Source organism: Nonomuraea sp. NPDC049378, from assembly GCF_055586745.1.
In genome coordinates, this window is the sequence record NZ_JBVJHP010000008.1 from 88,041 (window position 1) to 110,248 (window position 22,208).

The window sequence follows — 22,208 nt, forward strand, 5'->3', positions numbered from 1 at the left end:
TCCCTGCGACACGTAGGGCATCTGTGTGCCGCTATGGTCGGGTGCGGGCGGTTGTCGCCTTGCGCACCATGAGGGGCCCGCAGCGCTCCCTGGAGGCGCTCCGCGCCCTTAAAGCGCCCCGAAACCCCGTCAGCCGTGGAGGCGAGGACGAATGGAAGCCCTTACAGACGTATTGTCAGCGCTCATCCCCCCGGTGGTGGTGGGCGGCGCCTTCATCTTTGGCGTCGTGAAGTTGGTCCGGTCGGAGGCCCTTGGCGACCGGCGAAACCGTGAGGATCAGGCCGAGGGCCAGAACTGATCGGCTAGTCAGCCGAATCCCCGTAGCGCTGAATTGTCTCCACGCCTTTCCGGGTATATGTTTGGGCTGGCGAATGAAACAATGCTCCGCGAAAGGATTGCGTAGATGGCCAAGCAGATCCAGGAGATTCTCATCGATGACCTCGATGGGGGCGAGGCCAATGAGACGGTCAGCTTCGCTATTGACGGCTCCTCCTATGAGATTGACCTCAGCGACCTTAACGCGAAGAAGCTGAGGGACGCGCTCACGCCTTTCGTGCAGCACGCGCGCAGGGCCGGTGCCGTCACCACGCGTCGGCGTGGCCGCGGCGGCAACCGCGCGATGAGTCGCGAGAAGAGCTCGGAGATCCGGCAGTGGGCCAAGGCCCACGGCCTGCCCGTCAGCGAGCGAGGCCGAATCGCCTCCACCGTCGTCGAGAAGTACGAGCAGGCTCACTAGGAGAGCCCGCTGCTCGACCATGCGCTTATGCCGTTCGCCTAGGACCCCGGCGACCGCCATAAGCGCATGATCGTGTCCGGGCCGTTTCGAATGGCGGGACGGCCCGGATGATGATCGGCCGACGCGTCCATATGCGGGCGTTTTGGTCGCGGGTTCGGTCCGGCTCCCGGCCCCGTTTCCGCGATGAGACGCCCGCATATGAGATGGCGCCGCGCCCGGCGTGTCCGAATGCGCCGCGTGGCCATACCTCATTGAACGTACGCTTCTCGCCGCGAGGCGCCCGGATTGCCCGCGGGGCCCGTCATTCGCCCACCGTCACGGACAAGCGTCGCGCTCATGGAACGCGCCATGACGGAAATCCGGGCGCCTAAAGGCCGGCGGCGATCTTCACGCGCTGTAGCCTTAACCGCGATCTCGACTCGCGCTCGGCGCCGGAAACCCCGTATGGCACGGAGGTGTGGGCATCCGCGCAAAACGCCGCCGGGCACGTTGCGTGGCCGCCGGCCATATGCCGCTTCCTGGAGATGTACGGAGTGCTCATGCACGGCGGGATAACCCGTGACATGAGCGTGCCTCGCACAATCCGCTTCCGCGAGCATGTGCGCACAATGCCGGGCCATCACGAAGTGTGGTGGGCGCGCGGAATGCCGCCGGTCCGCGACGGGGAGGATGAGCGCGAATGGCACGCGCGCCGCGGTGCAGTGTCTCATGATGCGAGATGAGATCGGTAACCGAGCTGACCGGATGGCGTATTACTCTGTGTGCGGCGCGGGCGCGTGCCCCGTTGTGCTCAGGGCGTAGCGCGGGCGGTTGGCCAAGGATTGCGTCGGGACATAGGATGATTGCGTAACAGATACGTGCGCGGCATCTGAGATGCGCAGGTGAAGTGGCGCCCCGGTCGGCTTCGCCCCTGACGTTCGATGGCCGATCGTGGTGATCCGGATACGGTGCGGCGGCAAATTCCAGCCGCTTCCGCGAGGCGTCCCAAACATCGTTCGCTTGCGGCGTATCGGGAACACGTCACCCCCGAACGGTAGTTGGATGGAGGGTGAACGCCCTGCTCCCGGGGAACGTGTCTGCTATAGAGCGCGTCAGCGGCAGTGGGCACGGTTCGCCGAGCCAGGGCTAGCATGCGGGATGACGGGACCGGATTTACCGGCCTGACTGACCGCTCTGTGAGGAGCGACGAGATGTTCGAGAGGTTCACCGACCGAGCGAGGCGTGTTGTCGTCCTGGCCCAAGAAGAGGCCAGGATGCTCAACCACAACTACATCGGCACTGAGCACATTCTTCTTGGTTTGATCCATGAAGGTGAGGGCGTAGCCGCCAAGGCTCTGGAGAGCCTCGGCATCAGCCTTGAGGGTGTGCGCCAGCAGGTCGAGGAGATCATCGGCCAGGGCCAGTCGGCTCCGTCGGGGCACATTCCGTTCACCCCGCGGGCCAAGAAGGTCCTCGAGCTGTCGCTCCGTGAGGCTTTGCAACTGGGTCACAACTACATCGGCACCGAGCACATCCTGCTCGGGCTCATCCGCGAGGGTGAGGGTGTGGCCGCCCAGGTGCTGGTCAAGCTTGGAGCTGATCTCAACCGTGTCAGGCAGCAGGTCATCCAGTTGCTCCACGGCTACCAGGGCAAGGAGCCGGCCGCCGCGGGTGGCCCGCAGGAGTCGGCCCCGTCGACGTCCCTGGTGCTCGACCAGTTCGGCCGCAACCTGACCCAGGCGGCCCGCGAGGGCAAGCTGGATCCGGTCATCGGCCGCGAGAAGGAGATCGAGCGGGTCATGCAGGTCCTCTCCAGGAGGACCAAGAACAACCCCGTTCTCATCGGCGAGCCCGGCGTCGGAAAGACCGCCGTCGTCGAAGGCCTGTCGCAGAAGATCGTCAGGGGCGAGGTGCCCGAGACGCTGAAGGACAAGCAGCTCTACACGCTTGACCTCGGCGCCCTGGTCGCCGGCTCCCGCTACCGCGGTGACTTCGAAGAGCGCCTGAAGAAGGTGCTCAAGGAGATCCGCACCCGCGGCGACATCATCCTGTTCATCGACGAGCTGCACACGCTCGTGGGTGCGGGCGCCGCCGAGGGCGCGATCGACGCCGCCAGCATCCTCAAGCCGATGCTGGCCCGCGGCGAGCTGCAGACGATCGGCGCGACGACGCTCGACGAATACCGCAAATACCTCGAGAAGGATGCAGCGCTGGAGCGCCGGTTCCAGCCGATCCAGGTGGCCGAGCCCTCGCTCAGCCACACGATCGAGATCCTGAAGGGTCTGCGCGACCGCTACGAGGCGCACCACCGCGTGTCCATCACCGACGACGCGCTGGTGGCCGCCGCGCAGCTGGCCGACCGCTACATCAGCGACCGCTACCTTCCCGACAAGGCGATCGACCTCATCGACGAGGCCGGCTCCAGGATGCGCATCCGCAGGATGACCGCGCCGCCGGACCTCCGCGAATACGACGAGAAGATCGCCAACGTCCGTCGCGACAAGGAGTCCGCGATCGACGCGCAGGACTTCGAGAAGGCCGCTGCCCTACGCGACCAGGAGAAGCAGCTCCAGCTCAAGCGCGAGCGGCGGGAGAAGGAGTGGAAAGCCGGCGACATGGATGTCGTGGCCGAGGTCACCCAGGAGCTCATCGCCGAGGTCCTGGCGACCGCCACCGGCATCCCGGTCTTCAAGCTGACCGAGGAGGAGTCCCAGCGCCTGCTCCGCATGGAGGACGAGCTCCACAAGCGGATCATCGGCCAGGACGACGCCATCAAGGGCCTGTCGCGCTCCATCCGGCGCACCCGCGCCGGCCTGAAGGACCCGCGGCGCCCCGGCGGCTCGTTCATCTTCGCCGGCCCCTCGGGCGTCGGTAAGACCGAGCTGTCCAAGGCTCTGGCGGAGTTCCTCTTCGGCGACGAAGACGCTCTGATCAGCCTGGACATGTCCGAGTTCATGGAGAAGCACACCGTCTCCAGGCTCTTCGGCTCGCCTCCCGGCTACGTCGGCTACGAAGAGGGCGGCCAGCTCACCGAGAAGGTGCGGCGCAAGCCGTTCTCCGTGGTCCTCTTCGACGAGATCGAAAAGGCCCACCCCGACATCTTCAACTCGCTGCTGCAGATCCTGGAAGACGGTCGTCTGACCGACGCCCAGGGCCGCGTGGTCGACTTCAAGAACACGGTCATCATCATGACCACCAACCTCGGCACCCGTGACATCTCCAAGGGCATCGGGGTCGGGTTCGCGAAGTCCAACGACGCCGACTCCAACTACGACCGGATGAAGTCCAAGGTCCAGGAAGAGCTCAAGCAGCACTTCCGGCCCGAGTTCCTCAACCGCGTCGACGACATCGTGGTCTTCCACCAGCTGACGCCCAACGAGATCATCAAGATCGTGGATCTGATGCTCAACCAGGTCGACGCCAGGCTGAAGGACCGCGACATGGGGCTCGACGTCTCGCCCGAGGCCAAGCAGCTGCTGGCCGACCGCGGCTACGACCCGGTCATGGGCGCCCGTCCGCTGCGGCGTACGATCCAGCGCGAGCTGGAGGACTCCCTGTCGGAGAAGATCCTTTACGGCGAGCTCCGCCCGGGGCAGGTCGTCAAGGTGACCATCGAAGGCGAGGGCGACGACGCCAAGTTCGTCTTCAAGGGCGAGTCCGCCGCCAAGGTGCCCGACTCGGCCGCCGCGATCGCAGCGCCGATCCAGCGCTGACGTCCGGTTCTCCGAAAGCCCTCGCGTGGAGCGTCATCCACGCGGGGGCTTTCGCGTGCTCGCCCTCGGCGCTGAGGCGCTGCCTGAGGGCCTGCCGGGGTGGTCCCGGCCATTGCCTCCGTGGTCCGCGAGGTCGCCGCTCAGCGGCATGATGAACCGTCCGGGGTGGCCCGGCCTGCCCTGCGAATGGTCTCGAGATCGTCAATCCGGCCCGGCGTGACAGACCGCGGATCTAGCATGACGTACCCCCGTGAGGCTCCGTGAGCTCGGCCGGATGCGGCCGTTGCCCCGATCGTTCATGTGTTCGGGTGTTTCGCCACGCGAAGTAGTACTACACTGTGTAGAGCTTCGCCTTGATGGTGACTGCTCCCCCGGGAGTAGGACGAAGTCAACTCAGGGCGGACGCGCTCGCCACCCGTCGGCAGGCATGCTCACAGGGTTCGCACGTCCAAGGCGGGCGACGGAAGACACAACGCAAGCCTGGAGGAAACCGATGCGCCTGCGTCACGATGACGGAACGCTCGTTCACCTCGCCTACAACGCAGGCGTCCACCCCGCTGAGGATCTGGAGAACCTGATCGCCCATCTGACCCGTTACGCCGTGCCCGTGCGCAAGCGGCTGGGGGTCGAGCGGATGGGCATCGGGTTGTGGTTGTCGCCGGCCGTCGCCGACCACCTCACGGCCGACCGCATCGAGCTCGTACGCCTGCGCCGCTCCCTGGAGGAGCGCGGCCTGGAGGTCGTGAGCCTCAACGGCACCGGCGGCCGCAACCAGGAGGTGCCCGGGCCCGACTGGGCCAAGCCCGAGCGTTACCGCTACACGATGGCGCTGGCCAAGATCCTGGCGTTCCTGCTCCCCGACGACGTACGGTTCGGCAGCATCTCGACGATACCGATCGGGTGGCGCCGCGACTGGCCCGCCGACCTGCACTCCATCGCCACCCGCCGGCTCGAACGGCTGGCGCGCGAGCTCCGCGGCATCTACAGCGTGACCGGCAAGACGATCAGGGTCGGGTTCGAGCCGTGGCCCGGGTGCGTGCTGGAGACGACCGAGCAGGCGCTGGCGCGGGTGTGCGGCATCGACTCCGAACACCTGGGCGTGTGCCTGGACGCCTGCCACCTGGCCGGCGGGGCCGAGGAGGCAGGCGTGGCGCTCAAGGGGCTGGCCGAGGCCGGTGCGCCTGTGGTCAAGCTGGGGCACGTGCACAGCCACACGGGGGAGACGCCGAGCAGCACGGGTGCCGTGCTGCACGACACGCTGACGGCGATGTTGTCGGGGGCGGTCAGCGGGAGCGCGCACATCGAGGTGGAGACGCACAACCTGATGGTGCCTGGGCGGGCCAAGGGGCCTGGGGCGCTGGTGTCGCTGCTCGCCGACGAGCTGGCCTGGGCCCGTACGAACCTCACCAGCCTGGGCCTGCAACTGGCCGCCTAGGGAGCCGCGAGCGCCCGGGCCGTCGCGGTCCGGGCGTGCTCGTATCGTCTGGCGGGGCGGTCGGTCAGAGGGAGCCGAACCAGCCGGGGGTGTCCAGGCGCCAGAGGCCGTCCGGGGTGACCTTCCGCAGGTCGGCTTCGAGGGCGTGCAGCCGGTCCTCGCCGAGTTCGTGCGCCCAGCGGGCGCGCAGGTCGTCGAAGATGCGGGCCGAGCGGTTCAGCGCGTCCATCCCGTACGGCGTGAGCCGGGTGATCTTGCGCCGGGTGTCGTGGGAATCCGTGGTGCGTTCGACGTAGCCGAGGCGTTCGAGGGTGTCGATGGTCTTGCCCGCGGCCTGTTTGGAGACGCCGAGCATGCGGCCCAGCTCGACGGCGGTGGTGCCGCGCCGGCCGACCGCCTGCATGACGAACCCGTGCATGGGTCGCAGGTCCGGGTGACCTTGGCGGGCCAGCTCGGTGTGCAGCTCGTCGATCAGCATCCTGAAGGCGAGCAGCAGGCGGAGCGGTAGTTCGAAGCCGGGGGCGTCGCTTGACATGATAGACAACCTGATTGACTATATGGACAACGTAGTTGCCTATATTAGGAGCTTCAGGACGTGACTGTCATTCGTGACGCCGAAGCGCGGCGGTCGGAGACCCCTGGCGGGGTCATGACGACGTTCGCCTCGCCGACGCAGGGAGGGGCCTCGCGAGCCCTGTGGCGGGTGGACGCCGAACCCGGCGCGCGCGGGCCCGTGCATGACTTCGACCGCGAGCAGGTGTGGAGCTGGACCGCCGGAGCGGCCGTCGTCGAACTGGGCGGTGACCGGTTCGAGGTCGCGGCGGGCGACACCGTCGTCATCCCCGCGCACACGGTGAGACGCGTGCTCGCCGACCCCGGCAGCGGCTACACCGCCGTCGTGACGGCCCCGGCCGGAGCCAGGGCACTTGCCGAGAACGGCGCCGACTACGGCGTCCCGCCGTGGATCGTCTGAGGAGGGTGGTTCCCATGGCCCTGGTCCTGTCCGCTGAATCCCGCAGGATCGAGACGCCCAACGGCGTCATGACCACACTCGCCTCGCCCTCCCAGGGAGGGGCCGAGCAGGCCGTGTGGCGGGTGGACGCCCGGCCCGGCATGGTGGGGCCGGTGCACGCGTTCGACGCCGAACTGGTGTGGACGTGGCTCGACGGCGCGGCCGTCGTCCAGCTCGGAGACGAGCGGTTCGAGGTCGGCGTGGGGGACACCATGGTGCTGCCCGCCGACGTGAGCAGGCAGATGTTCGCCGACGTCGAGCGCGGATTCGTCTCGATCGTCGCCGCTCCTTCCTGCGCCCACGTCTACAACCCCGACGGCATGTCGGCGCCGGACGCCTGCGACCTGGCCCCCAAGGGCACGGAGCGCACCGTCCCACCCTGGGTCCGGTAACAGCGCCTCCCGGCGGCGCTACGTCCAGCGACCGCGCCGCGCCCGTCCGATCCGCCGCCACCACACGGCCGGTGTGCCGTCGCATGGTCCGCGGTGCCGTCAGCGCCGCCGCCGTCCGGTACGAGGGTGTGCCGGGCGGGGCGGTCAGGAGTGGGGGAGGCGGTAGGTGCCGTCGTCGAGGGGTTCGGCGAGGCCGTCGGCGACCAGTCCGTCCAGGGCACGTTCGCGCTGCACCGCGTCGTCCCACACGGCGTCGAGGGCCGCCTTGGGCACCGGCCCGTGGGCGGACCTGAGCACGTCGAGGAGGCGGCCGCGGCACTGGCGGTCGGTGCCCGCGTACGTCTGGCCCTTACGGGCGGGGCCTGCGTGCGGCGGCTTGCCGGCCAGCCGCCAGGCGCACAGGTGGGTGATCGGGCAGTCGGCGCAGCGTGGGGCGCGGGCCGTGCAGACCAGCGCGCCGAGCTCCATCACCGCCACGCCCCAGCGGGGCGCGTCCAGCTCGGGCAGGAGTGCCTCCGCAAGGCGCCGCTCCGCCGCGGAGGTGGCCGTGGGCGGGTATTCCTCGGCGCGCACCGCACGCGCGAACACTCTGCGCACGTTGGTGTCGAGGACGGCGTGGCGGCCGCCGTACGCGAAGCTGGCGACCGCGGCGGCGGTGTATTCGCCGATGCCGGGCAGGGACAGCAGGGTCGCGTGGTCGGACGGCACCTCGCCGCCGTGTTCCTCGGAGACGGCTCTGGCGCACGCGTGGAGCCGCAGCGCCCTGCGCGGATAGCCGAGCCGGCCCCAATGGCGTACGGCTTCGCCGGGCTGCTCGGCGGCCAATGCCTTCGGCGTGGGCCAGCGGGCCATCCACTCGCGCCAGACGGGCAGGACGCGGGCGACCGGGGTCTGCTGGAGCATGATCTCGCTGACGAGCACGCCCCACGGCGTCGCGTCGACTGCGCGCCAGGGGAGGTCTCGGGCGTTGTCGGCGTACCAGTCGAGAACGGGGGCGTGCAGGAGGTTCGGCTCAACCACGCGGTCAAGCGTATGCCGAGTTCGCAGCCTTCGGCGTGTCGTCACTCTTCGTGGCTGGACAATTACCATGCTGAGCGTTGTGGCTCCTCTGCTCCCTGAAGGGAGAGGCCGCTTGCGCGGCCTGGCGAAGGGCCCTCACACACCGCTCGAGCGCGCGGCCCGCTCGCCGGTGGGGCGCAACGGGGAAGTGAGCGACCGACCTGCGCACACCCGTCTCCGGACTCTCACGACCAGCAAGGCAACGACCACAGGAACCGACCAGATCGGAAGGGAGGGAGCGCGGGGTCCTCCACCTGGTGAAGCAGGTGGGGAGCACCGCGCGAACCCGATGGACCCGGATTCGATGCGCGGCGACGGCGGTGACGTCTACTGGCGGCGTCGGATGAGCGTGCTGGTGGCGGTTCTCGTCGTGGTGGCCGTGGTGGCGTGGGCGTGCTCGAGCGGTGGCAGCGGACCGGGACACAAGTCCAGCGCGCAGTCGTCACCGAGCCCCACGCCCAGCGTGGATCCGCTGCTCGCCGGGCTGCGTACGCTGGCGCTGGGCACGGCCAGCCCGTCGCCGACCCCGACGGCCACGCCCACGCCGACCCCCACCGCCGGGGAGAGGAGGCCCGGCCAGCCCTGCGTCGAGGAAGATCTGGTGCTGAGCCTCCAGAGCGGCAAGGAGCAGATCTACGCGGGCGACGCCCGGCCCACGTTCCTGGTCACGCTGGTCAACACCGGGCCCGTGATGTGCACGGCCGACGTGGGGCCGCGGGCCATGGAGATCCGCATCACCTCGGGGGCGGACCGGATCTGGTCGAACGCCGACTGCGTCAACGGGCAGGGCACGGACGTCGAGCAGCTGCAGCGGGGGGTGCCTTACGTGCGGTCGCTGGAGTGGGATCGCCGCCGCTCCAACGCCGACTGCCCGGCCACACCGGCGGCCGCGCTGCCGGGCACGTACGTGGCCACCGTGCGCATGGGCGGGCTCCGCAGCGGCAAGGGGGTCTTCCACCTCCGCTAGGAGCATGCGTCGCCGGGCCTTTCCGGCCCGCGCCCGCCTGGCCTGCCGTCAGACGTAGCGTTCGAGGATGGAGGACTCGGCGAGGCGGGACAGGCCCTCGCGTACGCTGCGCGCCCTCGACTCCCCGACACCGCCCACCGCCTGCAGGTCGTCGATGCTGGCGGCGAGGAGCTTCTGCAACCCGCCGAAGTGGTTGACCAGGCGGTCGACCACGGTGGCCGGCAGGCGGGGCACCTTGGCGAGCAGGCGGAAACCTCTGGGGCTCACCGGGGTTTCGAGCATGTCGGTGCCGTTGTGGCCGAGCACCTGGGCGACCACCGCGAGGTCGAGCAGCTCGTTGCCCGACAGCTTGTCGAGGTCGTGGAGGGCCTCGATCAGGCGGCGCTGGCGGCGGCCGGCGGGTGCCGGGAGATAGTCGCGGATGACCAGCTCCCGCTCGGAGTCGACACCGGCCACGAGCTCGTCGAGCTGCAGGGACAGCAGCCGGCCGTCGGTGCCCAGCTCGACGACGTAGCCCTTGATCTCGTCGGAGATGCGCCGGACCATCTCGAGCCGCTGGGCGACGGCGGCGACGTCGCGGACCGTGACCAGATCTTCGATCTCCAGGGCCGACAGGGTGCCGGAGACCTCGTCGAGGCGGTGTTTGTAACGTTCGAGGGTGGCCAGGGCCTGGTTGGCCTTGGACAGGATGGCCGCCGACTCCTCCAGGACGTAGCGGATGCCGTCGAGGTAGAGGGCGATGATGCGCATCGACTTGCTGATGGCGATGATGGGCAGGCCGGTCTGCCGGGCGACGCGCTGGGCGGTGCGGTGGCGGGTGCCGGACTCGTCGGTGGGGATGGCGGGGTCGGGCACGAGGTGGACCGCGGCACGCACGATCTTGTGGTCGCTCACGACGATGGCGCCGTCCATCTTGGCCAGCTCGCGCAGCCTGGTGGCCGAGAAGTCGACGTCGAGCTCGAACCCGCCGCTGCAGACCTCCTCGACGACCCGGTTGTAGCCGAGCACGATCAGCCCGCCGGTCTGCCCGCGCAGGATCCGCTCCAGGCCGTCGCGCAGCGGAGTGCCCGGGGCCACAGCTGCCAGGGCTTCGCGACGACGGTCGTCAAGACTCCTATCCACCTGACCCCCGTGTCGATCGGTCACGCCCAGCTTAGCCGCGCTATGTGACGTGTGTGAGTGCGTCCCAGACGTTCTCCGCCTGGACGACCTCGAAACCGGGTGCGAACGCCACCGGCCCCACGGGCACCAGAGCACGCTGCCCGTTACGCCGGCGGCCGCCCTCTTCGAGGGAGCCGGCGGGCACGAGGGCGCGCTTGAAGCCCATCCTGGCCGCCTCGGACAGCCGCCTGCGGACGTCCTTGACCGGACGCAGCTCGCCCGCGAGGCCCACCTCGCCGAGCGCCACCAGACCGGCGGGCAGCGGCTTGTCTCCCGCGGCGCTGGCGACGGCCAGCATGACCGACAGGTCGATGGCGGGATCGGCCAGCTTGATGCCGCCCACGGTGGCGGTGAACACGTCGCACCCGCCCAGCCGGGCGTTGAGCCGGCGCTCCAGCACGGCGAGGATCATCTGCACGCGGTAGGTGTCGAGCCCCGACGACGTGCGCCTGGGCTGCTGGGCGTCGGTGCGGGCGACCAGGGCCTGGACCTCGGCGGGGAGCGGGCGGGTGCCCTCGACCGTGACGGTGACGCAGGTGCCGGGCACCGGCTCGCTGCGCCTGGAGACGAACAGGCCGCTCGGGTCGGTGATGCCCTCGATGCCCCGCTCGTGCAGGTCGAAGCAGCCGACCTCGTCGGTGGGACCGAACCGGTTTTTGATCGCGCGAACCATGCGGAGCCTGGAGTGTCGGTCGCCCTCGAAGCTGAGCACGACGTCGACCAGGTGCTCCAACGTGCGCGGGCCGGCGATCGAGCCCTCTTTGGTGACGTGGCCGACGAGCACCGTGGCCATGTTGCGCTCCTTTGCCAGGCGCACGAGGTTGGCCGCCACCTCGCGGACCTGCGTGACCCCGCCGGGCACGCCCGTGGCCTGCGCGGAGCCGACGGTCTGCACGGAGTCGACCACCAGCATGGTGGGCTGGACCTTCTCCACGTGGGCGACCAGGGCCGACAGCTCCGTCTCCGCCGCGAGGTAGAGGCGGTCCTGGATGGCGCCGATGCGGTCGGCACGCAGGCGCACCTGGGCGGCCGACTCCTCGCCCGTCACGTAGAGGACCGTCTCGCGCTCGGCGATGCGGGCCGCGGCCTCCAGCAAGAGCGTGGACTTGCCGATGCCCGGCTCGCCGGCCAGCAGCACGACCGCGCCCGGCACCAGGCCGCCGCCGAGCACCCGGTCGAGCTCGGCGACGCCGGTCGTGCGGGCCGCCGCCACCTCCGCCTTCACCTGGCCGATCGGCAGGGCGGGCGCGGTGGTGGCGCCGGCCTGGACGACGCTGACGCCGCGGGCGCCCTCTTCGTCGACCGTGCCCCACGCCTGGCACTCGCCGCACCGGCCGACCCACTTCGTGGTGCGCCAGCCGCACTCGGCACAGCGATATCCGGGTTTTGAGGCAGTCTTGGCCATGCGGAGCAGGCTAGCGGCAGGGGCCGACAATCTTCGAGCCCCGGCGGCGTCGTCCTGCCGCGCGCCCACCATGAAGAGGTCAGGACGCCGGACGGTTCACGCCAGGCCGAGCTCCGCGACCAGCATGCGCTTCGGCTTGGCGCCCACGATCTGCTTGACCGGCTCGCCGTTCTCGAACAACAGCATCGTCGGCACCGCCATCACGCCGTAACGGGCCATGATCTCGGGGTGCGCGTCGGTGTCGAGCTTGCCGATCGTCAGCCCGTGTTCGGCCTCGATCTGCTCCAGTACGGGGCCCACCATCCGGCACGGCCCGCACCATTCGGCCCAGAACTCCACCAGGACCGGCTTGTCGTTCTTGAGCACCTGCTCCTCGTAGTTGTCGGTGGTCAATGTGATCATGTTCAACCCTTCACGAAGCAACCCGGACATGACTGCGCGAGCTGGGCGGCCACCTCGGCGCGGCGGGCGAGCAGGGCGCGGATCTCCTCGTCGATCTCCTTGAGCTTGCGCTCGTAGACCTCGACCGACTCGGCGCACGAGCCGCCCGAGGTGTGCCCCTGACGCAGGCAGTCGAGGAACGGCCGGGTGTCCTCCAGCGTGAAGCCCACGCTGAGCAGCGCCCTGATCTCGGCGACCAGCCTGACGTCCTCCTCGCCGTAGTCGCGGTAGCCGTTGGCCGCGCGACGGGCGCTGAGCAGGCCGTGCTGCTCGTAGTAGCGGAGCGAGCGCGGGCTCACCCCTGTGCGTTCCGCCAGCTCTCCGATGCGCATACGACCACGGTAAACATTGACACTGACGTCAAGGTCAAGCCCTGGAGGCGCAGGTCCGGCTCACCGGGGAGTCACCTGGCGGGGCACAGGACGGCTTCGGCGGCCTTCTTGATCAGCAGGTCGATCGCGGGATCGCTGTGGTCGGCGCTCAACGTGTTCGACAGGACGAGCTGCACGCGGCTGTCGCGCGAGCTGTAGGTCATGGCTCTGAAGCCGAACGAGCCGCCCGTCATGACACCGTATCCGTCCTCGCGCTCGCAGACGGGCGGCTCGGGAGCCGGCTGGTCGGGGTCGCGGGGCGGCCGGCCGGCGTTCATCGCCTCTTTCAGTTCTTTCGACAGAAGCTTCTCGCCCGCACGCGCCCGGGCGAAGGAGCTCAGGTCGTCCGTGGTGGAGATGACGCCACCGGCGGCCCAGAGGTAACTCGAGTTGAGACGGTCGACGTCGACCAGCTTGCCCCGCTTGCCGGGGTGGTAGCCATGCCCGTGCGGGCCTTTGACGCGCCCGGGAAACGTGACCGGCAAGTAGGTGCGATCCATGCCGGCGGGGTCGAATATGCGCCGCTCGAGTTCGGCGGCCAGGCTGCGATCCGTGAGCTCCTCGACGATGAGTCCGAGGAGGAAGTAGTTGGTGTTGGAGTAGGAGTAGCTCTGACCCGGCTCTCCGGTGCGGGGCATCGTCCGGGTCAACGCGATGATCTCGAGCGGAGAGTAGTTCGTGGTGAAGTCGAAGGGGTCGAGCACCTCCGGATCGAAATAGTTGGGGATGCCGGAGGTGTGATGGATCATCTGCCCCACGGTGATCTCGTCGGCCCGGTCCACCAGGTCCTTTTCGACCACGACGGGCAGCAGGTCGCTGAGCTTGTCGTCCAGGGCCAGCTTGCCCTCTCCGACCAGTTGCATGATGACAATCTGGATCATGGGCTTGGTCTGGGATCCGGCCCGGAAGCGGGCATCGGCAGGAATCCTGCCGCCTTTGCCGTTGAGCAGGCGGGTGCCGGCCGTTCCCGAGCCGACCTTCTCGCCGTCGACGTAGAGTGCTCCGATCGTGCCCAGAACCTCGGGGCTTCTGGCCAGTTCCGAGAGGGCCTTCTGCACGTCACCCAGCTCGGGCTTGGCCGCGTCGGCCGCGGTGGCGTGTGCCGGCGTGCCGAGGGCCAGCATCACGCATGCCAGGCCGGCCAGGCCGGCCTTTCTCGCACGATTCATGGGGAAGTCCTCTCTACATTGACGTGCTGAGCCAGGGCCTACGCCGATCATGACTACGCCTTGACCGGTTTCCTGGTTGTTTCCACCCGGATCGGACCGGCTCGCCAGCTCGTCGTCCCGCTCGCGAGGTCGGGGCAGGGAGAACCCGGTCGGTTCTAGAAGTGGCGCCAGCGCAGCACGTTCGGATAGGGGATCTCCAGGCCGGGGGTCTCGGCGATGGCCTGCTCGGCCACGCCGGGCGCGAACTCGATGCGCAGCACCGCCTCCAGGTCCGCCCGACGCTCGAAGGCCATCCTGAGGTCGAGCGGCCGCCGTTGCCAGCCGTGCCGGACCCAGAACGCCTCGACGTCGCGGGGCGAGTAGGTGGGCACGGTGTGCGAAAACCAGCGGCCGAACGACCCCCGCGTCGCGTCGAGGTCGAGCACGAAGGCCGCACCGCCGCGGCGTACCACCCTGGACAGCTCGCGCAGCCCAGGCTCGCAGCCGGGACCGAAGAAGTACGCCCAGCGCGCCATCGCCACGTCCACACTCGCGTCGGGCAGCGGCAGGTCCTGGGCCGCGGCGGCGTGCACGGTCACGTTGGGGAGGCCGGCGCAGCGGCGGCGGGCCAGCGCGGCCAGGTCCCCGTGCGGCTCGACGCCGATGACGCCGGATGCCGACGCGGCCAGGACCGGCAGGTGGTAGCCGGTGCCGCAACCGATGTCGAGCACGGTAGCGCCGTCCCAGGGGCGCAGCTCGCGCATCGCCGCGTCGGCCGCGCCCTCGGGGTCGACCGCGCGGTTCTCCAGCTCGTAGACCTGCGGCGCGTTCCAGATGTTCGGGCTCGGGATCGCGCCTTTCGCTATCCGTGGCATGGTCCAACGCTAGGCGCACGCGCAACCTGCGACGCGTGCCGCCGGACGCGGCCCCCCGGTGGGGCCTTCGAACCGCCGGACCCGCCCGCCACGAAGGGGTTCGCGACCCGCTGGTCCGGCTCGCCGGAGAGGGCTTCGCGACCGCTGGACGCGGCTCGACACGGGCTCGTCCCGTCGGTGCGCGCGCCAGATCGGCGTGACCGGCTTAGGCTGGCAACGTGGCTGATGTCATCCGCGTGCCCAATGCGAAGATCGCATTGTCCACTGCTTCGGTATATCCGGAACGCACTCCAGACGCGTTCGAGCTGGCCGCGCGCCTGGGTTACGACGGCGTAGAGGTCATGGTCGGCGCCGATCCCGTGAGCCAGGACATCGACGTGATCGAGCGGCTCTCCGAGCACTACGAGGTGCCCGTCCTCGCCATCCACGCCCCCTGCCTGCTGGTCACGCAGCGGGTGTGGGGGCGCGACCCCTGGGCCAAGCTGGTCAAGGCACAGAAGGCGGCCGAACGCCTGGGCGCCTCGACGGTGGTGGTCCATCCGCCGTTCCGATGGCAGCGCGAATACGCGCGCGACTTCGAGAACGGCCTGGCCAGGATGCGCGAGGAGACCGACGTCACCTTCGCGGTGGAGAACATGTTCCCGTTGCGCGCCAGGGGCAACGACGTGGTCCCCTACTCTCCCGACTGGAATCCGATCGACTACGCCTTCCCTCAGGTCACGCTCGACCTGTCGCACACGGCCGTGTCGGGTTCCGACGCCATGGAGATGGCCGTCAAGCTCGGCGACCGGCTCGCCCACCTGCACCTGGCCGACGGCGTCGGGATGACCAACAAGGACGAGCACCTGGTGCCGGGCAGGGGCAACCAGCCGTGCGCGCAGGTCCTCGAGCGCCTGGCGGGCAACGGCTACTCGGGGCTGGTCGTGCTCGAGATCAACACGCGCAAGGCGGCCAGCCGCACCGAGCGCATCGACGATCTCGCGGAGGCGCTGGCCTTCGCCCGGCTGCACCTGGCGGCTTCCACGTGAACACCGGGCCGATCAAATCCCTGGGCAGGGTGTTCGACCGGGTGGCCGACGCGTACGACGCGGGCAGGCCGTGCTATCCCGACGAGCTCTACCGCGCGCTCACCGAGGTGTCCGGCGTCGAGCTCGACGGCGCCACCACGGTCGACGTGGGCGCGGGCACCGGCATCATGACGCGTGCGCTCAGGGCGCGCGGCGCGCAGGTCATCGCGGTCGACCCGGGCGCCGCGATGCTGGCCAGGCTGCTGTCGCGGACGAGCGGCGAGGAGGGCGCTCCCGTCACGGCCCTGCTGGCCGACGGCAACCGCCTGCCGCTGGCCGACGGCGTGGCCGACCTGGTCACGTTCGCCCAGTCGTGGCACTGGCTCGACCCGGTGGCGTCGATCGCCGAGGCGAGGCGGGTGCTGCGGCCCGGGGGTACGATCGCGGGCTGCTGGAACTTCGCCCACGCCGCGCAGGCCGAGTGGCTGGCCGCGTACGAAGCCCGGCTGGCGGAGGAGGTGCCCGCCTATTGGGGGCCGGCGGTCGAGCGGTGGTCGGCACCGCCCATCGCCTCGGCCTTCGAGGTGATCGAGGAGCGGTGGATCCCGTGGACGAGGCTGGTCGGCGTCGAGGATTTCCTGCTCGGCCTGCGCTCCCACTCCTACATGGCGGCGCTGTCGCCGCGGCGGGCCGACGAGCTGGTCGAAAGGCAGCGGGCCGAGTTGCGCGAGGTGTCCCCCGAGGGTGTGCTGTCGGTGCCGATGCGGGTCTACCTGGCGGTGGGCCGGTGACGCGAGGGAAGGCCTCGGAGGAGTCGACGGCCAGGCGCCGTCCCGGACGCAGGCCGGGCTCGGCCGACACGCGGGGCGAGATCCTGGCGGCGGCGCGGAAGGTGTTCGCGGAGAAGGGGTTCGACAAGGCGACCGTGCGCGGCATCGCCAGGGAGGCGAACGTCGACCCCGCTCTGGTGCACCACTATTTCGACACCAAGGAGGGCATGTTCGCGGCGGCCATGCAGTTGCCGATCACGCCGGAGGTGGTCGTCCCCCTGCTGCTCGCCGGCCCGCGCGAGGAGCTCGGCGAGCGGCTCGTCAGGATGCTCCTGGAGGTGACCGCCGAGCCGGAGACGCGCGAGCCGATGGTGGCGCTCATGCGCTCGGCCATGACCAACGAGCGTGCGGTCGTGATGTTCCGTGAGTTCATCTCGAACGCGCTGCTCTACCAGGTGGCCGACCGGCTGCGGGTGCCGCATCTGCGGATCGAGGCGGCGTTCGCCCAGATGTTCGGCGTGATCATGGGGCGCTACGTGATCGGGCTGGAGCCGCTGGCGAGCGCGAGCCATGACGAGCTCGTCGAGCTGCTCGCGCCGACGATCCAGAGGTACTTCACAGAATAGAGCATTGTTCTGTCAGTGGCGGTGACCATAGGGTATGTCGCGTACCCCGGCAAAGTTACCCGCGGGTAAGATCGCAGTGGAGGGTTGCGCAGCGGGTGACCGTACGCTGACAGCCAACGTCGTCTGTGGGAGGACCCCGTGCTCTGGGTAGCCATCATCGGGCTTGTCATGACCGTCCTGGCGGTGGCCGTCGCCGGCCGCCGGGTGCTGTTCCTGTACAAGCTCGCGACCGTGGGGCCGCCTGCGCCCGAGCGTGTCGAGTACGCCAGGACACACGTGGCCGACGAGGTCAAGGCGCAGCTCGTCGAGGTGTTCGGGCAGAAGAAACTGCTCAAGTGGACCGCGTCGGGCGTCGCGCACTTCTTCGTCATGTGGGCGTTCTTCATCCTGCTGACCGTCTACGTCGAGGCGTACGGCGCGATCATCCAGGGGGCGATCACCGGAACGCCCGACTTCCACATCCCGCTCATCGGCACCTGGGGCGTGCTCGGCTTCGTACAGGACTTCATCGCGGTGGCCTGCCTGCTCGGCCTGGTCGCCTTCGCGGTCATCAGGGTCAGGAACTCTCCCAAGGCACTCGGCCGCGACTCCCGCTTCTCCGGCTCCCACCTCGGCGGTGCGTGGCTCGTCCTGTTCATGATCTTCAACATCATCTGGACGCTCTTCCTGGCCCGCGGCGCGGCCGCCGCCAACGGAAACTTCCCCTACTCCTCGGGGGCGTTCGTCTCGCTCGCGCTCGGCGACGTGCTGCCGGCGAGCACCCTGCTCGAGGAGATCGCGCTGCTCCTGCACATCGGCTTCATGCTGGTGTTCCTGGTCATCGTGGTGAACTCCAAGCACCTGCACATCTTCACCGCGCCGCTCAACGTGCTCTTCTCCCGCCGCCCCGACGGCATGGGGGCGGCGGTCGAGATGCGCGTCGACGGCAAGCCGGTCGACTTCGAGGACGAGGACCTCGATCCCGAGCGGCTCGGGCGCGGCAAGATCGCCGACACCACGTGGAAGGGTTTTCTCGACTTCTACTCCTGTACGGAGTGCGGCCGCTGCCAGTCGCAGTGCCCGGCCTGGAACACCGACAAGCCGCTGTCGCCGAAGATGCTCATCCTCGACCAGCGCGACCACGCCTTCGCGGTGGCCCCCTACCTGATGGCGGCGGAGGCCGAGCAGCACAAGGACACCGACGTGCTCGCGCTGCTGGAAAAGCCGCTGGTGGGCGAGGAGGGCGTGATCCACCCCGACGTGCTCTGGTCGTGCACCAACTGCGGCGCCTGCGTCGAGCAGTGCCCCGTGGACATCGAGCACATCGACCACATCCTCGACATGCGCCGCTACCAGGTGATGGTGGAGTCGTCATTCCCGTCCGAGGCGGGGGTGATGGTGAAAAACCTGGAGAACAAGGGCAACCCGTGGGGCATGTCCGAGATGAAGCGGGCCGACTGGATCGAGGAGCTCGACTTCGAGGTCGAGGTGGTCGAGGACACGATGCCCGCCGACGCCGAATATCTGTTCTGGGTGGGCTGCGCGGGCGCGCTCGAAGACCGGGCCAAGAAGACCACCAGGGCCGTGGCGGAGCTGCTGCACATCGCGGGCGTGAAGTTCGCGGTGCTCGGTCCCATGGAGGCGTGCACCGGCGACCCCGCCCGGCGCCTCGGCATGGAATATCTGTTCAACATGCTCGCCCAGCAGAACATCGAGACGCTCAACGACGCGGGCGTGAAGAAGATCGTGGCGACCTGTCCCCACTGCTTCAACACCCTGGCCAACGAATATCCGCAACTGGGCGGCACGTACGAAGTCGTGCACCACACGCAGCTGCTGGCGAAGCTGGTGGACGAGGGCCTGCTCACCCCGGTCACGCCGATCGAGGAGAAGATCACCTATCACGATCCCTGCTTCCTCGGCCGCCACAACAAGGTCTATTCCCAGCCCCGCGACATCATGGCGAAGGTGCCGGGCGTCAAGACCCAGGAGATGCACCGCCACAAGGACCGCGGGTTCTGCTGCGGCGCGGGCGGGGCCCGCATGTGGATGGAGGAGCGCATCGGCAAGCGCATCAACACCGAGCGCGTCGACGAGGCTCTGACCACCGATCCCGACACCGTCTCGACGGCCTGCCCGTTCTGCATGGTGATGCTCGGCGACGCCATCAGCGAGAAGAAGAACAGTGGTGAAGCCAAGGAGTCGCTCGAAGTCGTGGACGTGGCACAGCTGTTGATCAAATCGGTCAAAGGCGCTTCCTGACCACCCCAAGTCGGACTCCTCCACAGGCCTTGTGGAGGAGTTCCGCACGTCAATAGGGGTGAGGACAGCAAATCCGGCATCCACATAACGGGAAAATCACGGTAACCTCAACGTCGCATGGCTCTATTCGACGGGGAGGGGGCTCGCGATGGGCGTCGTGGTGACGGACGCCGAAGTCACTCTGGCTGACGTTCTCTCCCTCCGGCTCGCCATCGACGAACCACTGGAAGACGGCACCGAGCTGGTGTTGAGGCACCGCACCACGGGGGTCGAACGCGACGTGCTGCTCGGCACGCCAGGCGCGCGGGCACGCGAGGCCACGCTCGCGGTCTCCCTCGCGCCGCTGGAGCTCAGCGCCGGACGCTGGGACGCCTATCTGCGCCGTGACGGCAAGCGGGTCAGGCTCCGCAGCGTCGATCCCGGCTTCTCGCTCGACCATCTCGACGCGTACGCGCTGTGCAGGCGTTCCCTCGCCTACCGTTCCTACCGCACCCGCAACGGCTACCTGGCGCTGAAGATCTCCGAAGCGGAGCCCGTGGCCGAGGTGCGGGCCATCTGGTTCAGGGAGGGCCGCTTCGAGGTGATGGGCCTGCTGGCCTACACCGGGCTGGAGGACGACGACTGCCGCCACGAGGCCACGCTGACCCTCGATCGCCGGCATACGAGCGCCCGGGTGTCGGCCACGGCCACCGTGCAGGGCGTGCGCTTCCACGCGGCCGTCTCGCTCGTCGACGTCCTGGCGGCCGACCACGACGACGGTGCGAGCCACGCGAACGGCACCTGGGAGCCGGCGCTCCAGGTGGAGGGCGTGGCCACACCGATGAAGCTGGGCGCGCGGCTCGACGACGTCGACGGCAAACGACGCCGGCTGCACTATCCGTCGGCCACGGTTGACGGCGTGCCGATCAGACCCTGCTACACCTCCGACGACGAGTTGCGCATCGAGGTGGGGGGATGAAGGTCAGCCTGGTCCTCACGTCCGCCTACGGCATGCGCGGCGACGTGCGCGCCACGCTCAGCCTCGCCACCGCCCTCGCCGAGCGCCACGACGTCGAGGTGATCAGTGTCAGGAGGCACAAGGAGAAACCGTTCTTCCCTGTCGGGCCCGGCGTCTCCATGCGCAGCGTGATCGACGCCAGGCCGGGGGTCAGGCACCTGCTGCCGCGCGGGCAGGTGCGCACCGAGGTGGCGCTCTGGCGGGCGCTGCGCAACCTCAAGACCGACGTCCTGATCACCACCAGGCCGGGGCTCAGCGTTCAGGCGGCCAGGCACGCGCCGCGCGAGATCCTCAAGATCGCCAGAGAGTGGGGCCGTCCGGCCGTGCCGGGTCCCGTCAAACGCTTCTACCCGCGCCTGAACGCCGTCGTGACGGCCACGGACTCCGCCCAGGAGGAATGGGCCAAGCTCCTGCCCGGCGGGCCTCCCGTGCACGCCCTGCTGGACGCGCTGCCCGCGGGGCCGTGGCCGCGCTCGCGGATGGACAACAGGATCGTCGCGGCCGGCGGGCGCCTGGTGGCGGTCAAGGCGTACGACCGCCTGATCAGGGCCTTCGCCGTCATCGTGGACAAGCGGCCCGACTGGGCGCTGCGGCTCTACGGCGGCGGCCCCGAGGAGCGGCGGCTGCGCTCGCTCGTCAGCGAGCTCGGCCTGCACAACCACGTCTACTTCATGGGCACGACGCCCGATCTGGCCGGCGAGTTCGCCAAGGCGTCGATCGTGGCCAGCGCCTCGCGGGGCGACGACCTCGGCATGACGGTGCTGGAGGCCATGGGCTGCGGGGTGCCCGTGGTGGCGCTCGAAGGGGCCAGGGGGGCGAAGGAGTTCGTCGCGACGGGCTACAACGGGGTGCTGGTGCCCGACGTCGAGGCCGACCCGCAGCCGTTCGCGGTGGCGCTGCTGGCGCTCATCGACGACGAGCGCAGGCGGCGCTCCCTCGCCGCGGGCGCGCTCGACACCGCGCTGCGCCATGCGGCCGACGAGGTCGCCGACCAGTGGGAGAAACTGATCGCCGGCCTCCGGTGAAGCCTTCTGTACGGGCCCGCCGATACGGGTTACGGGTACCGTAGAAGCATGCATGGGTACAGCGGAGACAAGCAGGCCTATCTGACGCGACTCAGGCGGATCGAGGGGCAGATCCGGGGCCTGCAGCGCATGGTGGACGACGATGCCTACTGCATCGACGTGCTCACGCAGGTCTCCGCGGCCACGCGGGCGCTGCAGGCGGTGGCGCTGGGGCTGCTGGAGGAGCACATCTCGCACTGCGTGGCCGACGCGATCAACAACGGCGGCCCCGAGGCCGAGGCGAAGGTGAAGGAGGCCTCGGCGGCGATCGCCCGCCTGGTCCGTTCGTAGGGGACGGACAGAGGCTAGTCCGTACGTAATGGGACATCGTCCGTACGTAGGAGCCGGGGTGGCGGGATGACTAGTTATGTGAAACCCCGGAAACCTTCGTCCCCGACTCTTGGGAGTCAGGAGCCCGGTTCCCGGGGCCAGAAATTTACTGATCTTTACTAGTGACTCGCTGAAGTCCGCAATCCGAGCGCGTCGTCGAGTTCGTCCAAGGTCAGCCGCCGTTCACTGACTGCCACGGCGGTGAGCACCTCGGCGTAGAGCGCAATCTCGTCCAACGCGACACGGTCGTGGACCCGAGAGTCCAGGTCGTTGTGCCCCACCGCGTCGTCCTTTCCTTCCGCAGCCCACACCCTCTTCGAGGTTACGGCGAAGACCCTTGAGGCGACATGGCCCATCGGGGTCATTCCTTTCCGTGTCGCGGGCCCCCAGGAGGATCATTTCCCCAAGCAGAGATCACAATTCAGCGAATTTCCTGTTCGCTCAAGTGTCAGAACGATATAGGCGGAGTTAGGGTGAAA

At 69.1% G+C, this 22,208-nt stretch carries 22 protein-coding genes; 13 read left to right on the forward strand and 9 right to left on the reverse strand.

The genetic code is table 11. From position 1 onward, the window contains the following. The first annotated feature begins 403 nt into the window (after positions 1-403). From ACZ6SA_RS18715 to ACZ6SA_RS18725, 3 genes are all read left to right on the forward strand, one after another. Positions 404-736 carry a histone-like nucleoid-structuring protein Lsr2 gene (locus ACZ6SA_RS18715; RefSeq protein WP_132332025.1) on the forward strand — a complete coding sequence of 111 codons (333 nt, stop codon included), beginning with the start codon at positions 404-406 and terminating at the stop codon, positions 734-736. Between the two features lie 1,190 nt (positions 737-1,926). Continuing rightward, complete coding sequence (locus tag ACZ6SA_RS18720) at positions 1,927-4,428, forward strand: ATP-dependent Clp protease ATP-binding subunit (protein WP_347647997.1); 2,502 nt, start codon at positions 1,927-1,929, stop codon at positions 4,426-4,428. Positions 4,429-4,921: 493 nt separating this feature from the next. Then, the gene (locus ACZ6SA_RS18725) at positions 4,922-5,863 is read left to right on the forward strand and encodes a TIM barrel protein (RefSeq protein ID WP_347647996.1); all 942 of its coding nucleotides are present in this window, start codon (positions 4,922-4,924) and stop codon (positions 5,861-5,863) included. A gap of 64 nt (positions 5,864-5,927) precedes the next feature. Here ACZ6SA_RS18725 and ACZ6SA_RS18730 read toward each other — a convergent pair whose 3' ends face one another. Then, positions 5,928-6,398, reverse strand: coding sequence for a MarR family winged helix-turn-helix transcriptional regulator (locus ACZ6SA_RS18730; protein WP_465829198.1), 471 nt, complete (start codon positions 6,396-6,398; stop codon positions 5,928-5,930). Between the two features lie 60 nt (positions 6,399-6,458). On the opposite strand from ACZ6SA_RS18730, the gene ACZ6SA_RS18735 reads away from it, so the two are divergent. Then, a complete protein-coding gene (locus ACZ6SA_RS18735; protein ID WP_347647994.1) occupies positions 6,459-6,836 on the forward strand; it encodes a cupin domain-containing protein in 378 nt (125 codons plus the stop codon). Positions 6,837-6,850: 14 nt separating this feature from the next. Next, complete coding sequence (locus ACZ6SA_RS18740) at positions 6,851-7,267, forward strand: cupin domain-containing protein (RefSeq protein ID WP_465829200.1); 417 nt, start codon at positions 6,851-6,853, stop codon at positions 7,265-7,267. A gap of 144 nt (positions 7,268-7,411) precedes the next feature. Here ACZ6SA_RS18740 and ACZ6SA_RS18745 read toward each other — a convergent pair whose 3' ends face one another. Then, entirely contained in the window at positions 7,412-8,287 is an 876-nt protein-coding gene (locus tag ACZ6SA_RS18745) for an HhH-GPD family protein (RefSeq protein ID WP_465829202.1), read from the reverse strand. A 343-nt stretch (positions 8,288-8,630) separates the two neighbouring features. On the opposite strand from ACZ6SA_RS18745, the gene ACZ6SA_RS18750 reads away from it, so the two are divergent. Further along, positions 8,631-9,293, forward strand: coding sequence for a hypothetical protein (locus tag ACZ6SA_RS18750; RefSeq protein WP_347647991.1), 663 nt, complete (start codon positions 8,631-8,633; stop codon positions 9,291-9,293). A gap of 48 nt (positions 9,294-9,341) precedes the next feature. Here the strand turns inward: ACZ6SA_RS18750 and disA are convergent, their stop codons facing one another. The 6 genes from disA to ACZ6SA_RS18780 form a co-directional block, all read right to left on the reverse strand. Beyond that, a complete protein-coding gene (gene disA / locus ACZ6SA_RS18755; protein ID WP_465829204.1) occupies positions 9,342-10,439 on the reverse strand; it encodes a DNA integrity scanning diadenylate cyclase DisA in 1,098 nt (365 codons plus the stop codon). A gap of 16 nt (positions 10,440-10,455) precedes the next feature. Then, positions 10,456-11,859 (reverse strand): DNA repair protein RadA, encoded by a 1,404-nt coding sequence (gene radA / locus ACZ6SA_RS18760; protein WP_347647989.1) that lies wholly within the window; start codon positions 11,857-11,859, stop codon positions 10,456-10,458. A 96-nt stretch (positions 11,860-11,955) separates the two neighbouring features. Next, entirely contained in the window at positions 11,956-12,261 is a 306-nt protein-coding gene (trxA, locus tag ACZ6SA_RS18765) for a thioredoxin (RefSeq protein ID WP_347619948.1), read from the reverse strand. Positions 12,262-12,263: 2 nt separating this feature from the next. Next, positions 12,264-12,632, reverse strand: coding sequence for a MerR family transcriptional regulator (locus ACZ6SA_RS18770; RefSeq protein ID WP_347647988.1), 369 nt, complete (start codon positions 12,630-12,632; stop codon positions 12,264-12,266). 71 nt (positions 12,633-12,703) lie between these two features. Beyond that, entirely contained in the window at positions 12,704-13,840 is a 1,137-nt protein-coding gene (locus tag ACZ6SA_RS18775; protein WP_465829207.1) for a serine hydrolase domain-containing protein, read from the reverse strand. 155 nt (positions 13,841-13,995) lie between these two features. After that, the gene (locus ACZ6SA_RS18780; RefSeq protein WP_347619945.1) at positions 13,996-14,694 is read right to left on the reverse strand and encodes a class I SAM-dependent methyltransferase; all 699 of its coding nucleotides are present in this window, start codon (positions 14,692-14,694) and stop codon (positions 13,996-13,998) included. A gap of 218 nt (positions 14,695-14,912) precedes the next feature. Between ACZ6SA_RS18780 and ACZ6SA_RS18785 the strand changes: the two genes are divergently transcribed. From ACZ6SA_RS18785 to ACZ6SA_RS18815, 7 genes are all read left to right on the forward strand, one after another. Continuing rightward, positions 14,913-15,722, forward strand: a complete 810-nt coding sequence (locus ACZ6SA_RS18785) for a sugar phosphate isomerase/epimerase family protein (protein WP_347647986.1) — start codon at positions 14,913-14,915, stop codon at positions 15,720-15,722. After that, positions 15,719-16,492 carry a class I SAM-dependent methyltransferase gene (locus ACZ6SA_RS18790; protein ID WP_347647985.1) on the forward strand — a complete coding sequence of 258 codons (774 nt, stop codon included), beginning with the start codon at positions 15,719-15,721 and terminating at the stop codon, positions 16,490-16,492. The genes ACZ6SA_RS18785 and ACZ6SA_RS18790 overlap by 4 nt, the downstream gene beginning before the upstream one ends. Continuing rightward, the gene (locus ACZ6SA_RS18795) at positions 16,489-17,097 is read left to right on the forward strand and encodes a TetR/AcrR family transcriptional regulator (protein WP_347647984.1); all 609 of its coding nucleotides are present in this window, start codon (positions 16,489-16,491) and stop codon (positions 17,095-17,097) included. The genes ACZ6SA_RS18790 and ACZ6SA_RS18795 overlap by 4 nt, the downstream gene beginning before the upstream one ends. Positions 17,098-17,235: 138 nt before the next feature. Further along, positions 17,236-19,338 carry a (Fe-S)-binding protein gene (locus ACZ6SA_RS18800; protein ID WP_347647983.1) on the forward strand — a complete coding sequence of 701 codons (2,103 nt, stop codon included), beginning with the start codon at positions 17,236-17,238 and terminating at the stop codon, positions 19,336-19,338. A 148-nt stretch (positions 19,339-19,486) separates the two neighbouring features. Continuing rightward, positions 19,487-20,296, forward strand: coding sequence for a hypothetical protein (locus tag ACZ6SA_RS18805; RefSeq protein ID WP_443153646.1), 810 nt, complete (start codon positions 19,487-19,489; stop codon positions 20,294-20,296). Next, entirely contained in the window at positions 20,293-21,360 is a 1,068-nt protein-coding gene (locus ACZ6SA_RS18810; RefSeq protein WP_347647981.1) for a glycosyltransferase, read from the forward strand. The genes ACZ6SA_RS18805 and ACZ6SA_RS18810 overlap by 4 nt, the downstream gene beginning before the upstream one ends. Positions 21,361-21,408: 48 nt before the next feature. Further along, the gene (locus ACZ6SA_RS18815; protein WP_132334374.1) at positions 21,409-21,690 is read left to right on the forward strand and encodes a metal-sensitive transcriptional regulator; all 282 of its coding nucleotides are present in this window, start codon (positions 21,409-21,411) and stop codon (positions 21,688-21,690) included. Positions 21,691-21,848: 158 nt separating this feature from the next. On the opposite strand, the gene ACZ6SA_RS18820 is transcribed toward ACZ6SA_RS18815, so the two are convergent. Further along, positions 21,849-22,085: a hypothetical protein gene (locus ACZ6SA_RS18820; RefSeq protein WP_347647980.1), complete on the reverse strand. Its 237-nt coding sequence runs from the start codon at positions 22,083-22,085 to the stop codon at positions 21,849-21,851. Positions 22,086-22,208: the final 123 nt, after the last annotated feature.